Here is a 16,669-nt window from a genome sequence, read left to right as displayed (position 1 = left end):
TTCCTTAATTAGCAGTAGAACGCTGGCTTGGCAGCAGCGCAGTAAGGGTTTCAGGCCAGACGTAACTGCTGGCCCACAGGCGCATGGCATCAATGTCCGGCGCCAGTAAACGGTCCTGATCGAGGAAGGCGACTTGCGCACGAATGCGACTCATCTCCTGTTCGATCGCGGCAGAGCTTTGCAGCGGGCGGTGGAAGTCGATGCCCTGCGCCGCCGCCATCGCTTCAATGCCGACCACGGCAGCGGTGTTGAAGCACATCTCGCCCAGGCGGCGTGCCGCGTAGGTGGCCATCGATACGTGATCTTCCTGATTGGCTGAGGTCGGCAGGCTGTCGACGCTGCCCGGGTGCGCCAGCGATTTGTTCTCCGAGGCCAGCGCGGCAGCGGTAACCTGCGCAATCATGAAGCCCGAGTTCACACCGCCGTCGCGCACCAGGAAGGGCGGCAGGCCGGAGAGACCGGTGTCGAGCAGCAGCGCCAGGCGGCGTTCGGAGATGGCACCGACTTCGGCTATCGCCAGTGCGATGATGTCGGCGGCAAAGGCCACCGGCTCGGCGTGGAAGTTACCGCCGGAGATCACGTCGCCGCTGTCGCTGAAGACCAGCGGGTTGTCAGAAGCAGCGTTGGCTTCAATCTGCAGCACGCGCGCGGCGTGGCTGAGGTTATCAAGACAGGCGCCCATCACCTGCGGTACGCAGCGGATCGAGTAGGGATCCTGCACGCGTCCGCAGTTGCTGTGCGAACTGAGAATTTCGCTGCCTTCGAGCAGTGTCGCCACCGCAGCGGCGACGGCAATCTGCCCGTGCTGGCCACGCGCCTGATGGATGCGCGCATCAAACGGTTTAACCGAGCCTTTAATCGCTTCCAGCGACAGCGCGCCGGCCATAAGCCCGGCGGCAAACAGATTTTCGGCTTCAAACAGACCACGCAGCGCCAGCGCGGTAGAGACCTGGGTGCCGTTGAGCAACGCCAGACCCTCTTTTGGCCCCAGCACAATCGGCTGCAGGCCGACGCGGGCCAGGCCTTCGCTGGCGGGTACCAGCTGGCCGTCAATGCGCACCTGGCCTTCACCGAGCAGCATCAGGGAGAGATGCGCCAGCGGCGCCAGATCGCCGGACGCGCCAACCGATCCCTTCGCCGGGATGCACGGCATCACGCCGGCGTTGAACAGCGCCAGCAGCGCGTCAATCAGTTCCATGCGGATGCCCGAGTGACCGCGTGCCAGGCTGATGATTTTGCTGGCGACCACCAGGCGGGTGACGTTGTCCGGCAGCAGATCGCCGAGGCCGACGCTGTGTGACAGCACCAGGTTGCGCTGCAGTTCCGCCAGGCGTTCGGCGGGGATCTGCGTTTGCGCCAGCTTGCCGAAGCCGGTGTTGATGCCGTACACCACCTTGCCGGAGGCGACGATGGCCTCGACGGTTTCACGTGCGCGGTCAATATCCGCCCGCGCTTCCTCTGCCAGCTGCAGGGTCACCTTATCCTGATAAATGCGGCGTAAGGTGGCGAGGTCCACTTCACCGGGAACGAGGCGAATTGCCTGAACCGAACCTGACATAGTCTACTCCTGTCTATACAAGTGATCTGCCACGTTGTGGCGGAGCGTAAGTTGCGATGGCATCCGCCAGGGGCGCTATAAGTGTTGTGAGTGAAGCATAAGTGTCTAATCTTGTCTATACAAGTAGCAAGCGCTGTGCCAGATTGATCGTATTCTGTGAAACGTGCCGCAATGCGGGCGCGGCAACCTTCAGCCTGGTACGCTGCACCAAAATCGGGCGGCGGTTGCACCACGCGGGCAGGCTTTGCACCATTGGATGTATATACATTTAGGCGTCGAGACAGTAAACTTCACATATCATTCGGAAAAGGAACAGGAAATGGCGGAGCAAACGGCAATCGCACAGCTGGCGGCAGCGATGGGGGATGAACCCGCGCCCATTTACCAGCGCGTTAAGCAGGCAATCGTCAGCCAGATCCGCGAAGGTCACTGGAAAGCCAACCAGCGGGTGCCGTCAGAGAGCGAGCTGGTCAATGAACTGGGCGTCAGCCGCATGACCATCAACCGCGCGCTGCGCGAACTCACCAGCGAAGGGTTTCTGGTGCGCATGCAGGGCGTCGGGACCTTTGTCGCGGAGATGAAGGGCTACACCGCAATGCTGGAAGTGCATAACATCGCCGATGAAATTGCCCAGCGCGGCCATACGCACAGCTGCAAAATTCTCTCAATAGGTCAGATGAAGGCCGATCCGGAACAGGCGGCGGTGCTGGGACTCTCCACCGGCCAGACGCTGTATCATTCGCTGATCGTGCACTATGAAAATGAGCTGCCGGTGCAGTTGGAAGATCGTCTGGTCAATCCGCTGGTCGCGCCTGACTACCTCAGCCAGGATTACCACAGCCTGACGCCGTACACCTATCTGATGCGCGTCGCCCCGCTGACCGCCGGTGAGCATATCGTTGAAGCGGTACTGCCGGATTTGCGCCAGCGTAAGCATCTGGCGCTGGACGAGCACGAGCCGTGCCTGCTTATCCGTCGCCAGACGTGGAGCGACAACAAAATCGTCACCTATGCGCGCCTGCTCTATCCAGGCTCACGCTACAAATTGCTGGGCCGCTTCAGGGGACACGGCTAAGCGCGATAAACAGCAGGCTGGCCTCTGCCGTTTGCGGCACCAGCTGCTGCTCCTGCAGCCACCACATTCCCTGCTGCGCCTGCAGCGTCTCGCCCGCACTGCTGCGCCATGTACCGGCCAGCACATACGCCACGCCATGCAGGCTGCTGACCGCCAGCTGCTCCACGCTTACCGCCGCGCGCCATGCGTCGCGCCGCGTCATGATATTGAAGTCCTGACAGCTGCCGCTGACCTGCGCCTCTATCGCCCATTCGCCGGGAAAGGCCCACGGCTGATGGGGCAGCAACGTCTGTTCGGCCTGTTCACAGCGCAGCAGCACGCTATCGCCGTGCAGCAAAGTGATCACCCGATCGACGCCGGGGAAGGGCGAGAACGGCCCGTCGGCGTCGATGGTGGCGATGCTGGCGCGCCAGCCGAACTCTGCTGCGCCCGGCGGATAGCTGATAATTTCGCGCGTTTCCCCGCCGCCGTTGCGCCAGCGGCTGACCGGCAGTTGCGCGTAGTCAAAGCGCGCGATCATTGCAGCGCCCGCATTGCCCGGGCAAAGCCAGCGGCGGCCGCTTCTTCTGCCGCGTGGTGGCCTTGCTGAATCACCGGCTGTCCGGCAACAAACACGTCACGAATCTGCTGGCTGCTGCCGGCAAACAGCCAGCGATTGAGCAGCGCGGCGGAACTGACGCTGGCCAGCAGCGCATCCTCCTCCAGCACCAGCCAGTCGGCGCGTTTGCCCACCGCCAGCTCACCGCTGGCAATGCCACAGGCCTGCGCGCCGCCCTGTGCCGCCTGCTGCCACAGCAGATCGCCGACCGAGGGTTGATCGGTTAGCGTGATGCGGTTGCGGCGACGATCGCGCAGCCGCTGGCCATACTCCAGCCAGCGCAGCTCCTCCAGCGCACTGAGCGAAACGTGGCTGTCAGAGCCAATGCCCCAGCGTCCGCCGCGCCCGATGTACTCCACCGCCGGGAAGATGCCGTCGCCGAGATTGGCCTCGGTGGTGGGACACAGACCGGCAATCGCGCCGCTGTCCGCCATGCGCGCGATCTCCTGCTGATCGAGATGGGTGGCGTGAATCAGGCACCAGCGTGCATCAACGGCAAAGCGATTATACAGCCACGCCACCGGCCGTTCGCCGCTCCATGCCAGACTGTCATTAACCTCTTTTTCCTGCTCGGCAACGTGAATGTGCACCGGCAGATGCGCAGCGCTGGCGGCCAGCACCTCATGCATCTGGGCTTCGCTTACCGCCCGCAGCGAGTGGAAACACAGGCCGTGGTTGATCAGCGGCTGCTGCGCGCTCCACTGCGCGACACGCTGCTGCTGCTGCAGATAGGCATCGGTGTGCTGAATAAAGCGTCGCTGACCGTCGCTGGCCGGCTGCGCACCGAAGCCGCTGTAGCTGTACAGCACCGGCAGCAGCGTCTGGCCGATTCCGGCGGTGTGCGCTGCCTGCATCAGCTGGTGCAGCATCGCATCATCAGCGTAGGGCTGGCCGTGCGGATCGTGATGCAGATAGTGAAATTCCGCCACCTGGCTGTAGCCGCCCTTGAGCATATCAATGTAGAGATGGGTGGCGATGGCACCGACCTGCTCAGGCGACAGGCGCTGCACCATGCGGTACATCAGATCGCGCCACGTCCAGAAGCTGTCCTGCGGATCGCCTGCCACTTCCGCCAGCCCGGCCATGGCGCGCTGGAAGGCATGGGAATGCAGGTTGGCCATTGCCGGAATCACCGGGCCGGCCAGACGAACGGCATCGCCGGGCGTACTGTCGGCGGTAAGAGCGCGAATAAATCCCTGATCGTCGGTTGCGATCAGCACGTTTTCCTGCCAGCCGTCGGCCAGCCGTGCGCGTGGGGCAAAATAAACTGCCATGGTTGATCCTCAATGGCGGAAAGTTGTATATACATATACATACTTTGAGGCGCAGTGTAAATCGCCAGACAAAAGGGGAGTGGGATGGCAAGTAAACAGATCGACAGCCTGTGGCTGGGGGCTGATGTGGTCACCATGCGTGACGGTCGCTATAACCTGATTGAGGATGGCGCCGTGGCGGTGGATAACGGCGAGCTGGTGTGGGTCGGCCCGCGCAGCGCGTTACCGGACTTTGCCCCGCGCCGGCAGCAGCAGTTTGACGGCGGCATCATTACGCCCGGTCTGGTGGATTGCCACACGCATCTGGTGTTTGGCGGCGATCGCAGCCAGGAGTTCGAACAGCGGCTCAACGGCGTGAGCTACGCGGAGATCGCCGCGCAGGGCGGCGGCATCCTGTCGACGGTGCGCGCCACGCGCGCGGCCAGTCAGCAGCAGCTGGTGGCGTCGGCGCGCTGGCGGCTCGATCGCCTGCTGGCCGAAGGCGTTACCACGGTGGAAATTAAATCCGGCTACGGGCTGGACGAAGAGAGCGAACTCACTCTGCTGCGCGCTATCCGCGAGCTGGCGCAGTCGGTGCCTGCCGATGTGCAGGCCACCTGCCTGGCGGCGCACGGCTTCCCGCCAGAGTTCAGGGATAACCCGCAGGGCTGGATCGATATTATCTGCCAGCGCCTGTTGCCGCGGGTGAAAGCGGAGGGGCTGGCGGATGCAGTCGACGCGTTTTGCGAACACCTGGCGCTGTCACCGCAGCAGGTGAGCGCGGTATTTGATGCCGCCAAAGCGCTCGGCCTGCCGGTGAAGCTGCACGCTGAACAGCTGTCGGCACTCGGCGGTGCCGCACTGGCGGCGCGCTATGGTGCGCTCTCAGCCGATCACCTCGAATACGCCACGGAGGACGATGCCCGCGCGATGGCGGAGCATGGCACGGTGGCGGTACTGCTGCCCGGAGCGTTCTATCTGCTGCGCGAGACGCAGCGACCGCCGGTCGAACTGTTCCGCCAGCACGGCGTGCCAATGGCGCTGGCCAGCGATGCCAATCCGGGCACGTCACCGGCGCTGTCGCTGCGGCTGATGCTGAACATGGGCTGTACGCTGTTTGGCCTGACGCCGGAGGAAGCGCTGGCCGGCGTCACGCTGTGGGGCGCGAAGGCGCTTGGCCTGCAGGCCACGCACGGCTCGCTGGAGCCAGGCAAAGTAGCCAATTTTGTCCACTGGCCGCTGGCTCGCCCGGCTGAGCTGGTTTACTGGCTGGGCGGCGAACTGCCGTGCCAGGTTATCTATCGTGGAGAAGCGCAATGACCCCTTTTCATTTCACCGCCGGTAAGCTGCCGCTGCTGGTCAGTATTCCGCATGCCGGTACCCAACTGACGCCGGAGGTTGACGCCGGGCTGAGCGAGGCCGCGCGCGGCCTGCCGGATACCGACTGGCATATTCCGCTGCTGTACGACTTTGTGCGCGACCTCGGTGCCAGCGTGCTGATCGGTCACTACTCGCGCTTCGTGATCGATCTCAACCGTCCGCCGGACAACCAGCCGCTGTACAGCACGGCCACCACCGGACTCTATCCGGAGACGCTGTTTGACGGCACGCCGACGTTCCAGCCGGGCATGACGCCGGACAGCGCGGCACGCCAGCGCTATCTGGACACTATCTGGCAGCCCTATCATCAGCAGATTCAGCAGGAGCTGGCGCGGCTGAAAGCTGAACATGGCTATGCGCTGCTGTTTGATGCGCACTCCATCGCTTCGGTGATTCCGCGCCTGTTCGATGGCCAGCTGCCGGATCTGAACATCGGCACCAACGATGGCGCCAGCTGTTCGGCGGCCAGCATCGCGGCGATTGAGCAGGTGTGCGCCGCGCAAAGCGACTACAGCTGGGTGGTGAATGGACGCTTTAAAGGCGGCTACATCACGCGCGCTTACGGTCAGCCAGCGCAGGGCGTGCAGGCGGTGCAGCTGGAGCTGGCGCAGCTGAATTACATGGATGAGGCGCCGCCGTTTGCCTGGCAGCAGGATCGCGCCACGCGGTTGCAGCACGTGCTGAAGCCGCTGCTGCAGGCGTTTCTGCAGGCGGGGAAAGCCGTTTAATTGATGCGGGTCGCCATCACGGTGACCCCGTTTCTCATGTGGCGGATGTACAACCGCTGCCTCACTCCCCAATGCTGTGCAACCCCTGCCCTGAAAGTGTGCACGACGCGTTTCGCCTGACGCCGATCCCCTCCGTTTACCGTCTTTGCCGATCTGGCACAGCCCTTGCTAGCTTGTATGTACAAGTAAAGACCGCGCGGCAATGATGACTATTTATTCTGGCTGGCTCACAAAAAGCTTATGCCGACAATGATCTGCCGCAGGCTAACTTGTATATACATGAAATGTCATTTGCGCTGTATCAGCCAACAGAGACAGCCAGATTTGTTAACCACCAGGAGAAGACGTATGACACACCGTGCCCCGTTTCGCCGTTTTTGCCTTACCACGCTGTTTGCCAGCCTGATGCTGGCCGGCGTGTCTGCCGAGGCTAAAGAGTGGAAATCCATCACCATCGCCACTGAAGGCAGCTATGAGCCGTGGAACCTGACGCTGCCGGGCGGCAAGCTGGGCGGCTTCGAACCTGAACTGATGGAAGATCTCTGCAAGCGCATGAGCATTCAGTGCAAGCTGGTGGTGCAGAACTGGGACGGGATGATTGCCGGACTGAACGCCGGGAAATATGACGTCATCATGGATGCGATTGTGATTACGCCGGACCGGAAAAAAGTGGTCAACTTCACCACGCCGTACGCGTCAACGCCGGCGACCTTCATCACCAGCAAAGATAACCCGCTGCTGCCGGCCGATAAGAACATCATCAAACTGCACGACGACGAGGCGGCCATCAATGCGGCCATCGCCCCGCTGAAGGCGGCGCTCAAGGGCAAAACCATCGGCATTGCCTCCGGCACCGTGTATACGCCGTTTATCGATAAATACTTCAAAGATGTGGCCGACGTGCGCGAATACACCGCTTCGGCGGATGCGATTCTCGATCTGCAGGCGGGCCGCATCGATGCGGTGTTTGATGACGTGACCTTCGCGCAGTCGATGCTGGCGCGAAAAGAGAACAGCAACCTGACATTCAGCGGCCCGCAGCTGGGCGGTCCGATCTGGGGGGAAGGCGAAGCGATGGGCGTGCGCATGGCTGATAACGACCTGAAGGCCAAACTCGATGCCGCCATTCACGCTGCGCTGGCGGACGGCACGGTGAAAAAGCTGAGCGAGAAGTGGTTTAAAACTGACGTAACGCCGTAAGTGAGGTGAAAGATGATGAGCCTGCTGAGTTTTGGTGCAGATGGCTGGGGTCGCCTGATTCTGAGCGCCGCCGGTACCACGCTGCTGCTGTCGCTGGCGGCGCTGATGATTGGCGCCGTGGTCGGTTCCGGCGTGGCGGCGGCGAAACTCTCGCACCAGCGCTGGCTGCGCTGGCTGGGTGAAAGCTATTCGGTGGTGTTTCGCGGCATCCCGGAACTGCTGGTGATCTACCTGTTCTACTTCGGTGGATCGGGATTGATCACGCTGGTCGGCCAGCTGTTTGGTGCTGACGGCTTTATTGAGGCACCGCCGTTCCTGATTGGCGCGCTGGCTATCGGGCTCATCTCCGGATCCTATCAGGGTGAAGTGTATCGCGCTGCGCGCCTGGCGCTGGCCAAGGGCGAAGTCGAAGCGGCGGTAGCCATCGGGATGCCGCGCTGGCGTATCGCCCAGCGCATTCTCGTCCCGCAGATTGTGCGCTACGCGCTGCCGGGGATGTCCAACGTCTGGCAGATGAGCCTGAAAGATTCGGCGCTGGTGTCAGTGACCGGCATCGTCGAGCTGATGCGCGCCAGCCAGGTGGCGGCCGGTTCAACGCGCGATTACTTCACCTTTTATCTGATTGGCGGTGGCTGCTATCTGCTGCTGACACTGCTGTCGAACCATGCGTTTCGCCGCGCGGAATCGCGCCTCGGCCGCGCATGGCAAAGTCGCACTGCGGCACAGCACTAAGGAGCAGCAGCATGATCGACTTCGCTTTTCTTGCCGACACTTTTCTTAAGCTGAGCGCGGCGCTGCCGGTGACGCTCGGGCTGTTTATCAGCGCCTTTGTCTGCGGCGGGCTGCTGGCGCTGGGCATTCTGGCGCTGCGCATGAGCCGCTGGCGGCTGCTGAGCGGTTTTGCCCGCGGCTATATTCTGGTGTTTCGCGGCTCGCCGCTGCTGATTCAGCTGTTTCTCATCTACTACGGGCTCGGCCAGTTTGGCGTGATTCGCCACAGCTTCGTCTGGCCGTTTCTGCGCGAGCCGTTTATCTGCGCGGTGCTGGCGCTGTCGCTGTGTACCGCCGCTTACACCGCTGAGATCCTGCGCGGTGCGCTGCTGGCGGTGCCGGCAGGTCAGGTCGAAGCCGGGCTGGCCTGCGGCATGTCACGCTGGCTGCTGCTGCGCCGCATCATCGCGCCGATCATGCTGCGCTATGCGCTGCCGGCGTACTCCACCGAGGCGATTCTGCTGGTGAAATCCACCGCGCTCGCCAGCCTGGTCACGGTGTGGGATGTCACCGGCGTGGCGCAGCAGATCATCCAGCGTACCTATCGCACCATGGAGGTGTTTGTCTGCGCTGCGGCGATCTACCTGATTCTCAACTTTATTATCGTCCAGCTGTACGCGCTGTTAGAGCGCCGTCTGACCCCGGTGCACCGCGCTGAAAAAAAGCCGCTGCCCGCCGTTAAACCGCTTGCCGGAGACTAATATGCATTCCACTTCACCAGTCACCTTGTCCGCCACTGATATCCATAAATCCTTTGGCGCTATGGAGGTGCTCAAGGGCATCTCGCTGCAGGCGCATCAGGGCGATGTTATTTCAATTCTCGGTGCCAGCGGCTCGGGCAAAAGTACCTTGCTGCGCTGCATCAATCTGCTGGAAACGCCGGATGCCGGCGTGGTGAGCGTCGGCGGCGAAACCATTGAAATGAAGCGCCACGCGCGCGGCCATCAGCTGGCGGCGAATCCTAAGCAGATTGAGCGCCTGCGCTCGCGGCTGGGCATGGTGTTTCAAAGCTTCAATCTGTGGTCGCACATGACGGTGCTGCAGAACGTGATTGAAGGTCCGCACTATGTGCTGAAGCGCGACAAAAAGAGTTGTATCGCCCAGGCAGAGCAGTTGCTGGATCGCGTCGGGCTGCTTAACCGCAAGGATTTTTATCCGGCGCAGCTCTCCGGCGGCCAGCAGCAGCGTGTGGCGATTGCCCGTGCGCTGGCGATGGATCCGGAAGTGATGCTGTTTGATGAGCCAACCTCGGCGCTCGACCCGGAACTGGTCGGCGAGGTGCTCAAGGTGATGCGCAGCCTGGCGGAAGAGGGGCGCACCATGCTGGTGGTGACGCACGAGATGGGCTTCGCGCGCAACGTCTCTAATCGCGTGGTGTTTATGCATCAGGGCAACATTGATTGCGAGGGCACGCCGGAAGCGATGTTTGGCGCCAGCGGTTCATCGCGCTTTAAGCAGTTTATCTCCAGCCATCAGAGCCATCACGCGGAGCAGCCAGTATGACCGTCGTCTGGGGCGATGCGCCGCTGACCTGGCAGGCGCTGGTACAGGTAGCGCGACATAACGCCGAACTGACGCTGAGCGCCGCCGCCTGGCAGCGCATTGCGCGCGGTCGCGAGATCGTCGAACAGATCGTTGCCAGCGGCCAGATTGCCTATGGCATCAACACCGGGCTGGGGGCGCTGTGTAACATCACGCTGCCGGAAGACCAGCTCAGCCAGCTGTCACGCAATACGTTGCTGAGCCACGCCTGCGGCGTCGGTCCGCTGCTGACGCGCGAGCAGACGCGCGCCATTCTGTGTGCGGCCATCGCCAACTACAGCCACGGCAAATCCGGCGTTTCGGTGGCGCTGGTGCAGCATCTGCTGGCGCTGCTCAATCAGCAGATCACGCCGCAGGTGCCGTCGAAGGGTTCGGTCGGTTATCTCACCCACATGGCGCATATCGGGCTGGCGCTGATTGGCGTGGGCGACGTTGAGTATCAGCAACAGGTGATGCCGGCGGAGCAGGCGCTGCGGCTGGCTGGCTTGCAGCCGTATCGCCCCGGTGCCAAAGAGGGCCTGAGCCTGGTCAACGGTACGCCGTGCATGACCGGGCTGAGCTGTCTGGCGCTGGACGATGCGGCGCGGCTGCTGGATTGCGCGGATGTCACCGGCGCGATGAGCTTCGAAGCGCTGCGCGGTCAGCTGGCGGCGTTTGACGCCGAGGTGATTGCGCTGAAAGCCAGCCCCGGCATGCAGCACAGCGGCCAGCGTCTGCGTGCGCTGCTGAGCGACAGCCCGCTGCTGGCGGCGAGCTGCGGCATACGCACCCAGGATGCGCTCAGCCTGCGTTCGATGCCGCAGGTGCACGGCGCCAGCCGCGATCAGTTCGCTCACGCGGCGCGTCAGGTTGAGATCGAGCTGAATGCCTGCACCGATAATCCGCTGGTGCTGGGCACGCCGGACGACTGGCGCGTGGTGTCGCAGGCCAATCCGCACGGTGAATCGGTCGCCATGGCGGCCGATCTGCTGGCGATTGCCATGGCGGAGATTGGCAGCATAGCCGAGCGCCGGCTGGACCGGTTGGTCAATCCGCTGGTCAGCGGGCTGCCGCCGTTTCTGGTGGCGCAACCGGGCGTCAACTCCGGCATGATGATCGCGCAATACGTGGCGGCTTCCCTGTGCGCGGAGAATCGTCAGCTGGCGCAGCCGGCGGTGCTGGACAATTACGTCACCTCGGGACTGCAGGAGGATCACCTCAGCCTCGGTACCGGCGCGGCGCTCAAGCTGCTCAGGCTGCTGAATAACCTCTGGCAGGTGCTGGCGATTGAGTACCTGCTGGCGGCGCAGGCGCTGGATTTTCACGGTGAGGCGCAGCTGGCCAGCGGCACGGGCCGGGCGCTACGCGCGCTGCGCGCTGAGGTTGCTACCTGGCAGGAGGATCGCTGGCTGGCACCGGAGATAGCCCGGGCGGTGAAGGTGTTACAGACGCTGGCCTGCTAGCGGCGCAATGTGTCGCGCCGCCAGTGGCCTGATTTAACCGCGGCGCGCGTCCGGGCGCACCAGATCAAAACGCTGATCTTCGCTGATCGCGTAATAGGCGGAAGGTCCGCCAGCGCGCAGAATCGGCTGCGCTTTGGCGGTCTGGTAGATGCCGTTCTCCAGCAGCGCTTCATCGATGTGAATCGCCACCGCTTCGCCCAGTACCAGCCAGCTCTCCAGCTCGCCTCCCTGTGCATCCTGCAGGCGAATCAGCTGCGTCAGGCGACACTCAAAGTTTACCGGGCTTTCTGCCACCATGCTGACGTTAACGTGGGAAGCGGCCAGCGGCGTCAGGCCGGCGAGGGCAAACTCGTCGTGATCGGGCGGTACCGAGGCGGAACTCTCATTCATGGCTTCTGCCAGCGGACGCGTCGCCAGGTTCCAGACAAACTCGCCGGTTTCACTGATATTCTGCACGCTGTCTTTCCAGCCGCTGCTGGCAAAACCAATGATTGGCGGATGGTAGTTAAAACAGTTAAAGAAACTATAGGGCGCCAGATTGCGCTGGCCGCTGGCGCTTTGCGAGCTGACCCAGCCAATCGGGCGCGGGCCGACGATGGCATTGAGCGGATCGTGAGGCAGACCGTGTCCACTGCGTGGCTGATAAGTGTAACGTTGACGCATTTGCGCTCCTGATTCGTCCTGGATACTGCGTGTTCCGGCGGCGCTGGCGGCTGGACGCAGTATTGCGGATGCAGTTTTAGGGAGAATAGATTTAAATTCGTTGCACTAAATTTTCCTGGCGGATTGTGCGCTGCCGTCATCCAGCGTATCTTACGCGCGCATTAATGTCCGGAGAATCTATGAACAAGCCTGCCGCTACCGCGCTCTTTCATCCGCGTAACCGCCATCAGGGCCGTTATGATTTTGCTGCCCTGACTGCCGCGCATCCGCCGCTGGCGGACAAAGTGCGCCCCAACGGTTACGGTGAGCTGTCGGTTGATTTCGCCGATCCGCACGCGGTGCTGCTGCTGAATCAGGCGCTGCTGAAACTGTTTTATAATCTGAACTGGCAGCTGCCGGAAGGCTATCTGACGCCGCCGGTGCCAGGCCGCGCTGACTATATCCATGCGCTGGCGGATCTGCTGGCCAGCGATAACGGTGGCGTGCTGCCGCGCGATCTCGACGTGATGGATATTGGCTGCGGTGCCAACTGCATCTATCCGCTGATCGGTCACGCGGAGTATGGCTGGCGCTTTACCGGCACCGACATCAGCGCGGACGCCGTTAACGCCGCCAGTCAGATTGTCGCCAGCAATCCCGGCCTGCAGCGCGCCATTCGCCTGCGCCGTCAGAAGCAGGAGAGCGCGATTTTTGCTGGCGTGGTGCTCAAGAACGAACGCTATCACGCGGTACTGTGTAATCCGCCGTTCCACGCCTCGGCGGCCGATGCGGCGGCCGGCAGCCAGCGTAAAGTGCGCAATCTCGGCCTGAGCAGGCAGGCGCCGCTTAACTTCGGCGGTCAGCATAACGAGCTGTGGTGCGACGGCGGTGAGCGTGCGTTTATCGGCCGGATGATCGATGAAAGCGTCGCATTAGGCGATCGCATCGTCTGGTTTACCTCACTGGTGTCGCGCAAAGAGCATCTGCCTGAACTGCGCGACCGGCTGAAGGCGCAGGACGCTTATCAGGTACGCATCGTCGACATGGCGCAGGGCCAGAAGCAGAGCCGCTTTATCGCCTGGACATTTTTACCGCCCGCCACGCGCGCACAGCGGCTGGCACGCTAAGCGCTGCTCAGGTAAAAAAAAAGCCGCTACGGGGATCCGCAGCGGCTTTGTTGTTTTTACGCCGTATTAAGAGACGTGCTGCAGGAACTCACGCAGACGGTCGCTCGGCGGGTTAGTGATCAGATCGTCCGGATTGCCATCTTCCGCGATGGTACCTTTGTCGATAAAGATCAGGCGCGACGCCACTTTCTGTGCGAAGCCCACTTCATGGGTCACGATCACCATGGTCATCCCTTCTTCCGCCAGATCCTGCATCACTTTCAGCACTTCGTGACGCAGCTCGGGATCGAGTGCCGAGGTAGGCTCATCGAATAGCATCATCTTCGGCTTCACCGCCAGCGCACGCGCAATCGCCACGCGCTGCTGCTGGCCGCCGGACAGCTCAGAAGGGAAGTGGTGCGCGCGCTCGGCGAGGCCGACCTTGCCCAGCAGCTCACGCGCCAGTTTGTGTGCGGCGTCTTTCTTTGCCCCGCGCACGCGGATCGGACCAAAGGCCACGTTGTCCAGCGCGCTCATCTGCGGGAACAGATGGAACTGCTGGAACACCATGCCGGCTTCCTGACGAATCAGGCGTTCATCCACTTTCGGATCGTTAACTTTCATGCCATCGACAATCAGTTCGCCGCTGCTGATCTCTTCCAGCTTGTTGATGCAGCGCAGCAGGGTCGATTTACCGGAGCCGGACGGCCCGATGATTACCACCACTTCACCCTGATTAATTTTCAGGTTGATGTCGTGCAGTACCTGAGTCTGGCCGAAGTTTTTCGAGACGTTTTTAAATTCAATCACAGGATTTTCACCCTTTTCTCAATACGGCGCAGCACAAAGCTCAACACCAGCGTAATAACCAGGTAAATGATGGCAACGGCGCTCCAGATCTCCAGCGCGCGGAAGTTACCGGCGATGATCTCCTGGCCCTGACGGGTCAGTTCCGCCACGCCAATCACGATGAACAGCGAGGTGTCTTTGATGCTGACGATCCACTGGTTACCCAGCGGCGGCAGCATGCGGCGCAGCGCCAGCGGCATGATCACGTAGCGCAGCGTTTCGCGGCGCGACAGGCCAAGCGCCAGGCCGGCTTCACGGAAACCTTTGTTGATCGATAGCACCGCACCGCGGGTGATCTCCGCAATGTAGGCACCGGAGTTGATCATGATGGTCACGACGGCGGCGGTGAACGGGTCGATGCGCAGGTCCGGGAAGGCCATCGGCAGGGCGAAGTAGATGAACATCACCTGCACCACGATCGGCGTGCCGCGAATCAGTTCAATGAACACTAACGCGATGTTGTTGGTGATCCAGCCGCCATAGGCGCGGGCGAAACCGGCTACGAGGCCGATAACCAGGCCGCCAATCAGGCCGAGGATCGAGATAAGCAGGGTCATTTTGGCGCCTTCGATCAGGATCGGTAAGGCGGGCCAGATGACGCTCCAGTCAAACTCCATGGTGTGACTCCAGAATCTGTTGCAGTGGAAATGTAAAAAGCAGGGAGAACAAAGCTCCCTGCTGATAAAAAGGCCTCAGGCCTGAATTATTTAGGTTCGCTGCCGAACCATTTTTTATAGATAGTGTTGTAGGTACCGTTGTCGTGCAGGGTTTTCAGCGCGCCATTCACTTTCTCACGCAGGTCGTCGCTGCCTTTCGGGAAAGCGATGCCATACTGCTGCGCTTCGATGGAGTCACCGACGGCTTTGAAACGGCCTTTGCCAGCGGTGTGGATGAAGTACAGGATGTTTGGCGTGTCGTGCAGTACGGCGTCAGCACGGTTAGTGCCTAACTCCATGTACGCGTTATCGATGTTCGGGAACTGGCGCAGGTCTTTAGTTTTGATATGCGCTTTGGCGTAATCCACCGAACCGGTGCCGCTTTTCACTGCGACCACTTTACCGTTCAGATCGTCGATGCCTTTGATGTCATTTTCGTTGTTACGCACCATTACCAGCAGGCCGCTTTTGTAGTAGCCATCAGAGAATTCGATGGCTTTTTTACGTTCTTCGGTAATGGTGATGCCGGCCAGCGCCAGGTCAACGTTTTTGGTTTGCAGCGCCGGAATGATGCCGCTGAAATCCATCGGCTTCAGGGTGTAATCCAGCTTCAGCTGTTTAGCGATAGCGTCCCACAGGTCGATATCGAAGCCGACGTACTTGTCGCCCTGTTTGAATTCAAACGGAACGAAGGCGGTGTCGGTAGCGACCACCAGTTTTTTGTCTGCTGCAGTGGAGGAAAGCGAGAAGGCCAGCGCCAGCGCGGCCACGGAGACTTTAATCAACGACTTCATCATTTTTTTCCTTATTACCCGTCAGGCCTGGTGGCCTGATGTACGGCTCATCATATGAAAAAATTATGCCAACTTTTCTCAAACGCGGAAATCAACAGATTGCCGGGGCAGGCTGACACGATTCTGCACGCCGGGAAAAGTTTGCACCAGAATGAATCACCAAAATGGTGCATTGTGCTGTGGTGGTGCAGGCACAGTGTGCATCAGAGTGATAATAAGGGAAAGAAAGGATTAAGGAATTGTTAACGGCGTCAAAAAAGCCGGGCGGGTAGCAGGCATAAAAAAGGCGGGATAACCCGCCTGATTGAGCATTACTCGATGTTGGATTCGATGAACCACAGGAACTTATCAAGGTCACGCGATGCGGCGGTAAAGATATCAGCCGTATCTTCGTCTTTCACTTCACTGATGGCTTTACGCGTGTCGTTAGCGACGACGGCGTAACGATCGGCCAGCGCTTTCAGGTGATCCTGTACGCTGTGAATATTCAGCGGATAGCTTTTCAGCGGAGACTTGTCGTTAACCACCTGCGTGGTGCCCAGCGCAACGCCGCCCAGCTGTACCACACGTTCTGCAATGGTGTCCTGGTGATCGGTAATCGCGGTACGGAAGCCATCCAGCATTTCATGTACGCCAATGAAGTTCGCGCCACGCATGTTCCAGTGCGCCTGCTTGGTGATCAGCGACAGGTCAATAAATTCCACGACCAGACGGTTGAGCACCTCGATGGTAGCTTTCTTCTCGCTATCAGCCACGTCATTGCGGGTATAAATCAGATCGGAAGATTTTGTTTTAACCAGTTTTGCGGTACTCATCATTAATGTCCTCTTATTGATGGTTGTCCTAATCAAGCACGGGAATAAGTATAGCAGCAGTTTTTCACTCTGCAGGATTGATTAAATCAATGACAGGAATAGCTAAAGCTTAATGTTACGTCGTGAAAATAACGGTTTTATTAAAATGCATAAAAATCAATACCTTATTTCATATGTTAATTATTTTTCTATCATGTTGCAAAATAATAACTGCTTACCGTGCGGCTATTTAAGAAATGATAATGAGAATGTGTCTATAT

At 60.5% G+C, this 16,669-nt stretch carries 17 protein-coding genes; 9 read left to right on the top strand and 8 right to left on the bottom strand.

What is annotated here, in order from left to right; all coding sequences use genetic code 11:
- Positions 1 to 4: 4 nt before the first annotated feature.
- Positions 5 to 1,558 carry a histidine ammonia-lyase gene (gene hutH / locus FT726_RS01405; RefSeq protein WP_104187040.1) on the bottom strand — a complete coding sequence of 518 codons (1,554 nt, stop codon included), beginning with the start codon at positions 1,556 to 1,558 and terminating at the stop codon, positions 5 to 7.
- 319 nt (positions 1,559 to 1,877) lie between these two features.
- Here hutH (FT726_RS01405) and hutC point away from each other — a divergent pair, with 319 nt between their 5' ends.
- Positions 1,878 to 2,633 (top strand): histidine utilization repressor, encoded by a 756-nt coding sequence (gene hutC, locus FT726_RS01400; protein ID WP_021508436.1) that lies wholly within the window; start codon positions 1,878 to 1,880, stop codon positions 2,631 to 2,633.
- On the opposite strand, the gene FT726_RS01395 is transcribed toward hutC, so the two are convergent.
- Positions 2,617 to 3,153 (bottom strand): HutD family protein, encoded by a 537-nt coding sequence (locus FT726_RS01395; protein ID WP_346302328.1) that lies wholly within the window; start codon positions 3,151 to 3,153, stop codon positions 2,617 to 2,619. The two genes, hutC and FT726_RS01395, sit on opposite strands and share 17 nt — an antisense overlap.
- Positions 3,150 to 4,505 (bottom strand): formimidoylglutamate deiminase, encoded by a 1,356-nt coding sequence (locus tag FT726_RS01390; RefSeq protein WP_125308416.1) that lies wholly within the window; start codon positions 4,503 to 4,505, stop codon positions 3,150 to 3,152. The genes FT726_RS01395 and FT726_RS01390 overlap by 4 nt, the downstream gene beginning before the upstream one ends.
- Positions 4,506 to 4,589: 84 nt before the next feature.
- On the opposite strand from FT726_RS01390, the gene hutI reads away from it, so the two are divergent.
- The 7 genes from hutI to hutH (FT726_RS01355) all read left to right on the top strand — a co-directional run bounded on the left by hutI (position 4,590) and on the right by hutH (FT726_RS01355) (position 11,547).
- Positions 4,590 to 5,804: an imidazolonepropionase gene (gene hutI, locus FT726_RS01385; protein ID WP_211726418.1), complete on the top strand. Its 1,215-nt coding sequence runs from the start codon at positions 4,590 to 4,592 to the stop codon at positions 5,802 to 5,804.
- Positions 5,801 to 6,592 carry an N-formylglutamate deformylase gene (gene hutG, locus FT726_RS01380; protein WP_282995656.1) on the top strand — a complete coding sequence of 264 codons (792 nt, stop codon included), beginning with the start codon at positions 5,801 to 5,803 and terminating at the stop codon, positions 6,590 to 6,592. The genes hutI and hutG overlap by 4 nt, the downstream gene beginning before the upstream one ends.
- A 348-nt stretch (positions 6,593 to 6,940) precedes the next feature.
- Positions 6,941 to 7,792, top strand: a complete 852-nt coding sequence (locus FT726_RS01375; RefSeq protein WP_021508431.1) for a transporter substrate-binding domain-containing protein — start codon at positions 6,941 to 6,943, stop codon at positions 7,790 to 7,792.
- 12 nt (positions 7,793 to 7,804) lie between these two features.
- On the top strand, positions 7,805 to 8,524 hold the full coding sequence (locus FT726_RS01370) for an ABC transporter permease (protein WP_031279871.1): 720 nt from the start codon (positions 7,805 to 7,807) through the stop codon (positions 8,522 to 8,524).
- Positions 8,525 to 8,535: 11 nt separating this feature from the next.
- Positions 8,536 to 9,264 carry an ABC transporter permease gene (locus FT726_RS01365; RefSeq protein WP_215480147.1) on the top strand — a complete coding sequence of 243 codons (729 nt, stop codon included), beginning with the start codon at positions 8,536 to 8,538 and terminating at the stop codon, positions 9,262 to 9,264.
- Position 9,265: 1 nt separating this feature from the next.
- Positions 9,266 to 10,066 (top strand): ABC transporter ATP-binding protein, encoded by an 801-nt coding sequence (locus tag FT726_RS01360; protein WP_021508428.1) that lies wholly within the window; start codon positions 9,266 to 9,268, stop codon positions 10,064 to 10,066.
- On the top strand, positions 10,063 to 11,547 hold the full coding sequence (gene hutH / locus FT726_RS01355) for a histidine ammonia-lyase (protein ID WP_282995655.1): 1,485 nt from the start codon (positions 10,063 to 10,065) through the stop codon (positions 11,545 to 11,547). Before FT726_RS01360 ends, hutH (FT726_RS01355) begins: the two co-directional genes overlap by 4 nt.
- Before the next feature lie 33 nt (positions 11,548 to 11,580).
- Here the strand turns inward: hutH (FT726_RS01355) and FT726_RS01350 are convergent, their stop codons facing one another.
- Complete coding sequence (locus FT726_RS01350; RefSeq protein ID WP_021508426.1) at positions 11,581 to 12,210, bottom strand: flavin reductase family protein; 630 nt, start codon at positions 12,208 to 12,210, stop codon at positions 11,581 to 11,583.
- 179 nt (positions 12,211 to 12,389) lie between these two features.
- On the opposite strand from FT726_RS01350, the gene rlmF reads away from it, so the two are divergent.
- Entirely contained in the window at positions 12,390 to 13,316 is a 927-nt protein-coding gene (gene rlmF, locus FT726_RS01345) for a 23S rRNA (adenine(1618)-N(6))-methyltransferase RlmF (protein WP_288422744.1), read from the top strand.
- A gap of 66 nt (positions 13,317 to 13,382) precedes the next feature.
- On the opposite strand, the gene glnQ is transcribed toward rlmF, so the two are convergent.
- From glnQ to dps, 4 genes are all read right to left on the bottom strand, one after another.
- On the bottom strand, positions 13,383 to 14,105 hold the full coding sequence (glnQ, locus tag FT726_RS01340) for a glutamine ABC transporter ATP-binding protein GlnQ (protein WP_021508424.1): 723 nt from the start codon (positions 14,103 to 14,105) through the stop codon (positions 13,383 to 13,385).
- Positions 14,102 to 14,761, bottom strand: a complete 660-nt coding sequence (glnP, locus tag FT726_RS01335; protein WP_021508423.1) for a glutamine ABC transporter permease GlnP — start codon at positions 14,759 to 14,761, stop codon at positions 14,102 to 14,104. The genes glnQ and glnP overlap by 4 nt, the downstream gene beginning before the upstream one ends.
- Positions 14,762 to 14,847: 86 nt before the next feature.
- The gene (gene glnH / locus FT726_RS01330; RefSeq protein WP_021508422.1) at positions 14,848 to 15,594 is read right to left on the bottom strand and encodes a glutamine ABC transporter substrate-binding protein GlnH; all 747 of its coding nucleotides are present in this window, start codon (positions 15,592 to 15,594) and stop codon (positions 14,848 to 14,850) included.
- A gap of 311 nt (positions 15,595 to 15,905) precedes the next feature.
- Positions 15,906 to 16,409 (bottom strand): DNA starvation/stationary phase protection protein Dps, encoded by a 504-nt coding sequence (gene dps / locus FT726_RS01325; protein ID WP_021508421.1) that lies wholly within the window; start codon positions 16,407 to 16,409, stop codon positions 15,906 to 15,908.
- Between the last annotated feature and the right edge of the window lie 260 nt (positions 16,410 to 16,669).

It is taken from the genome of Pantoea sp. Morm (assembly GCF_016643525.1).
Taxonomy (GTDB): Bacteria; Pseudomonadota; Gammaproteobacteria; order Enterobacterales; family Enterobacteriaceae; genus Pantoea; species Pantoea dispersa.
Note: the sequence above shows the minus strand (reverse complement) of the source record. Positions and strands in the feature narration are given on the sequence as shown.

Excerpts from the sequence above, each read along its gene's own strand:
- glnH (WP_021508422.1), bottom strand. The coding sequence starts at position 15,594 with ATGAAGTCGTTGATTAAAGTCTCCGTGGCCGCGCTGGCGCTGGCCTTC.
- dps (WP_021508421.1), bottom strand. The coding sequence starts at position 16,409 with ATGAGTACCGCAAAACTGGTTAAAACAAAATCTTCCGATCTGATTTAT.
- FT726_RS01350 (WP_021508426.1), bottom strand. The coding sequence starts at position 12,210 with ATGCGTCAACGTTACACTTATCAGCCACGCAGTGGACACGGTCTGCCT.
- hutH (WP_282995655.1), top strand. The coding sequence starts at position 10,063 with ATGACCGTCGTCTGGGGCGATGCGCCGCTGACCTGGCAGGCGCTGGTA.
- FT726_RS01370 (WP_031279871.1), top strand. The coding sequence starts at position 7,805 with ATGATGAGCCTGCTGAGTTTTGGTGCAGATGGCTGGGGTCGCCTGATT.
- FT726_RS01365 (WP_215480147.1), top strand. The coding sequence starts at position 8,536 with ATGATCGACTTCGCTTTTCTTGCCGACACTTTTCTTAAGCTGAGCGCG.
- hutI (WP_211726418.1), top strand. The coding sequence starts at position 4,590 with ATGGCAAGTAAACAGATCGACAGCCTGTGGCTGGGGGCTGATGTGGTC.
- hutH (WP_104187040.1), bottom strand. The coding sequence starts at position 1,558 with ATGTCAGGTTCGGTTCAGGCAATTCGCCTCGTTCCCGGTGAAGTGGAC.
- glnP (WP_021508423.1), bottom strand. The coding sequence starts at position 14,761 with ATGGAGTTTGACTGGAGCGTCATCTGGCCCGCCTTACCGATCCTGATC.
- rlmF (WP_288422744.1), top strand. The coding sequence starts at position 12,390 with ATGAACAAGCCTGCCGCTACCGCGCTCTTTCATCCGCGTAACCGCCAT.
- FT726_RS01390 (WP_125308416.1), bottom strand. The coding sequence starts at position 4,505 with ATGGCAGTTTATTTTGCCCCACGCGCACGGCTGGCCGACGGCTGGCAG.
- FT726_RS01395 (WP_346302328.1), bottom strand. The coding sequence starts at position 3,153 with ATGATCGCGCGCTTTGACTACGCGCAACTGCCGGTCAGCCGCTGGCGC.
- FT726_RS01375 (WP_021508431.1), top strand. The coding sequence starts at position 6,941 with ATGACACACCGTGCCCCGTTTCGCCGTTTTTGCCTTACCACGCTGTTT.
- hutG (WP_282995656.1), top strand. The coding sequence starts at position 5,801 with ATGACCCCTTTTCATTTCACCGCCGGTAAGCTGCCGCTGCTGGTCAGT.
- FT726_RS01360 (WP_021508428.1), top strand. The coding sequence starts at position 9,266 with ATGCATTCCACTTCACCAGTCACCTTGTCCGCCACTGATATCCATAAA.
- hutC (WP_021508436.1), top strand. The coding sequence starts at position 1,878 with ATGGCGGAGCAAACGGCAATCGCACAGCTGGCGGCAGCGATGGGGGAT.